This is a genomic window from Stenotrophomonas sp. 2YAF22 (assembly GCF_052114665.1).
GTDB lineage: Bacteria > Pseudomonadota > Gammaproteobacteria > Xanthomonadales > Xanthomonadaceae > Stenotrophomonas > Stenotrophomonas indicatrix.
Genome location: NZ_JBFRFE010000540.1, coordinates 1 through 3,064, shown reverse-complemented (window position 1 = coordinate 3,064; position 3,064 = coordinate 1). Strand labels below are relative to the sequence as shown.

The following is a 3,064-nucleotide window of genomic DNA, read 5'->3' as shown; positions in this document are numbered from 1 at the left end:
TGGCGTTGATTCCCTTCGGCCAGACCTGGAGCTACCTGCAGCTGGCGCAGCAGCTGGGTCAGCCGACGGCGACCCGTGCGGTCGGCGCGGCCAATGGCCGCAATCCGTTGCCGATCGTGCTACCGTGCCATCGCGTGATCGGCAGCAACGGTACGTTGACCGGTTTCGGTGGCGGCCTGGAAACCAAAGCAGCGTTGTTGCGGCTGGAGCAGCGACAGGCACCGCTGTTTGCATGAGGGTTGGAGGCAGGGCTGCGCCCTGCACCCGCTACAAGCCAGAGCAACGTCAACGTCAACATCAACGTCCAAAGCGGGCTATCCGTGGGTGGTCGGGGCGGTGTCGGCTTGATTCGTTCCGGTAGATCCACGCCGTGCGTGGATGGAAGCATCCGCAATCTGTCTGGAGAAAAGCCCCCTTGTTGTTCAAGAGGGCGCGCCAAAAGCGCGGGGATAAGGTGAAATGCGCGGACACACCAGCGCGCCACAGGCGCGATGGCGTGTCTTGGGTACGTCATTGCTGCGGATTATCATGACCGGATGACTTCCGTACGCCTGACCTGCACGCTGGCGCTGCTGCTGCCCCTGGCCGCATGTACCACCACGCCCTCGCCTTCGACAACCATCGCTGCACCTGCCGCGGAGGCGAATACGCCGCCCGCCAGCCCGCCGAAACTGTTGCTGATTTCCATCGATGGCCTGCGCGCCGATGCGTTGGATCGCGGGCTTACCCCGAACCTGCAACGGATCATCGATGGGGGCGTGCGTGCGCGCTGGATGACGCCCTCCTATCCCTCGCTCACCTTCCCCAACCACTACACACTGGTCACCGGCCTGCGTCCGGACCACCACGGCATCATCAACAACAGCATGGACGATACCGCGCTCGGTCGCTTCGCGCTGCACGACCGCACTGCGGTGACCACCAGCGGATGGTGGGGCGGTGAACCGATCTGGGTCGGTGCCGAGAAGGTCGGTGTGCGCACCGCCACCACCTCATGGCCGGGCAGCGAAGCCGAGATCCAGGGCACACGGCCCAGCCAGTGGCGTATTTACGATGCCAAGGAACCGCTGGGGCAGCGTGCGCAGACGGTGCTCGACTGGCTGTCRCAGACCGATGCCGATGCGCCGCGCCTGACCACGCTGTACATGGAGCACGTGGACAAGGCCGGCCACAACTTTGGCCCCGAATCCAGGCAGTACACCGAGGCCATCGTGCACGCCGACCGGATCATCGGCCAGGTACTCGATGGCTTGCAGCAGCACGGTCTGTCCGACAGCACCAACGTGATCGTGGTCTCCGATCACGGCATGGCGCCGGTACCGGAGGGCCAGGTGATCGCCCTCGAATCGATGGTTGACCCTGCCATCGCGCGCAACGTCAGCGCAGGCCAGTCGGTCGGCTTCGCGCCGGAGGTGGGACGCGAAGCAGAGGCCGAGCGTGCCCTGCTCGGTCGCCACGCACACTACGAATGCTGGAAGAAGGAGAACCTGCCGGCCCGCTGGCATTACGGCACCCATCCGCGCGTGCCTGCCATCGTCTGCCAGATGGATGAAGGCTGGGACGCGCTGACGCGCGAGAAGATCGCCAAGCGCGAGCACGCCGATCGCGGCTCCCATGGCTACGACAACGCGTTGCCGTCGATGCGCGCAGTGTTCGTCGCCCGTGGCCCTTCATTCCGGCAAGGCCTGGTGATCGACGGTTTCGACAATGTCGACGTCTACCCGCTGCTGGTGCACCTGCTGCAGGTGCCGGAAGCGGCCAACGATGGCAACGCGCAGACGCTGCAGAAAACCCTGCGCTGATCGCGGCGCCATGCCCTGGCCATGGTCAAAAAAAAACGCGGCGCCGAGCGCCGCGTTTTTCTCTGGACCGGTCGGTCGGCGGATCAGCCGGCCTTGGCCACTGCCTTCTTGGCCACAGCCTTCTTCGCCGGAGCCTTGGCCACGGTCTTCTTGGCAACCGGGGCGGCGGCGCCTACGGCGACCTTGCTCGCGGTGTGCGAACGGGCGTTGCCGTAGCTGGCGTTGTAGCGCTTGCCCTTGGCGGTCTTGCGGTCACCCTTACCCATGTCTTCAACTCCTCAAATGTGAAATCTGGTTACCCCGTACTGACACGGGTTCGGCGGGGCCGCCTTGCTGGGCGCCCCCGCGCACGATCGGAAAGCCTACCACGTAGCGCCTAGTGCGCGCAGCTGGCGTCATGCACGTGGCCGTGGTTCAGGCGCAGGTTGACCAAGTGCGCGATGCCGACCAGCAGCCCGCCCAAGGTCATCACCACCGCATGCGGCACCGCGTTGTGGTGCAGCGGGTCGTACAGCACGCCGGCCCACAAAGCGACCAGGCCGGGAATCAGAAACGCCAGCGCACGCAGCGCGCCGTGCCGCCGATAGCCCCAGACCAGGCTGAACAAGCCCAGCAGGGTCACGAACACCACCAGCGCCTTCTCCACGCCATCACTGAGCCAGAAAGACAGGCCCAGCGAGGGGGCAGCGGCCAGCAGCAGCGGAATGACCGCGCAATGCACCGCGCACAGCATCGAACCGGTGGCGCCGAAGCGATCGAGCAGGTGGCGCAGGCGTGAGGGCAAAGGCATGACTTCCAGCAGGGCGGCGAATCGTTATGGAATAATATAACATCGATCCCCGAACCGCACGGTTCTCTCCCCCTGTCCCGCCGACGGGATTCGTGCGCCACCCGATTGATATATTGTAACAAAGGACCGCCCATGCCCTCCCACCACCCTCGTTTCAAGCCGCATTCCCTGGCCCTGGCGCTTGCTGCGCTGCTGCCCTCCGTCGCCTTTGCAGCCTCCGACGATGATTCGCATCGTGACCGCCACCTGACCGAGCTGTCCTCGGTGCAGGTCACGGCATCGCCGCTGCAGGGTGATGCCGAATCGCTGGCGCGCCCGGTTGAAGTGCTGGCCGGTGAGCGCCTGGACGAGCAGAAGGCCGGCACCCTCGGCGACACCGTCGCCAAGCTGCCCGGCGTGCAGAGCACCTTCTTCGGCCCCGGCGTCGGCCGCCCGATCATCCGTGGCCAGGAAGGCCCGCGCGTGGCCGTGC

4 protein-coding genes and 1 pseudogene are annotated in these 3,064 nt (G+C 65.7%); 3 read left to right on the top strand and 2 right to left on the bottom strand.

Annotated elements, in window-relative coordinates; translation table 11 throughout:
* Together AB4Y84_RS17825 and AB4Y84_RS17820 are read left to right on the top strand one after the other, a co-directional pair.
* Positions 1–209, top strand: a pseudogene (locus AB4Y84_RS17825) (methylated-DNA--[protein]-cysteine S-methyltransferase); the annotation flags it as partial.
* A 327-nt stretch (positions 210–536) separates the two neighbouring features.
* A complete protein-coding gene (locus AB4Y84_RS17820; protein ID WP_442243773.1) occupies positions 537–1,802 on the top strand; it encodes an alkaline phosphatase family protein in 1,266 nt (421 codons plus the stop codon).
* An 83-nt stretch (positions 1,803–1,885) separates the two neighbouring features.
* Here AB4Y84_RS17820 and AB4Y84_RS17815 read toward each other — a convergent pair whose 3' ends face one another.
* Together AB4Y84_RS17815 and AB4Y84_RS17810 are read right to left on the bottom strand one after the other, a co-directional pair.
* On the bottom strand, positions 1,886–2,068 hold the full coding sequence (locus AB4Y84_RS17815; RefSeq protein ID WP_025879339.1) for a 30S ribosomal protein THX: 183 nt from the start codon (positions 2,066–2,068) through the stop codon (positions 1,886–1,888).
* Between the two features lie 110 nt (positions 2,069–2,178).
* The gene (locus tag AB4Y84_RS17810; protein ID WP_025879338.1) at positions 2,179–2,592 is read right to left on the bottom strand and encodes a MerC domain-containing protein; all 414 of its coding nucleotides are present in this window, start codon (positions 2,590–2,592) and stop codon (positions 2,179–2,181) included.
* 132 nt (positions 2,593–2,724) lie between these two features.
* Between AB4Y84_RS17810 and AB4Y84_RS17805 the strand changes: the two genes are divergently transcribed.
* A partial coding sequence (locus AB4Y84_RS17805) for a TonB-dependent receptor plug domain-containing protein (protein ID WP_442250572.1) occupies positions 2,725–3,064 on the top strand: 340 nt, incomplete at its 3' end.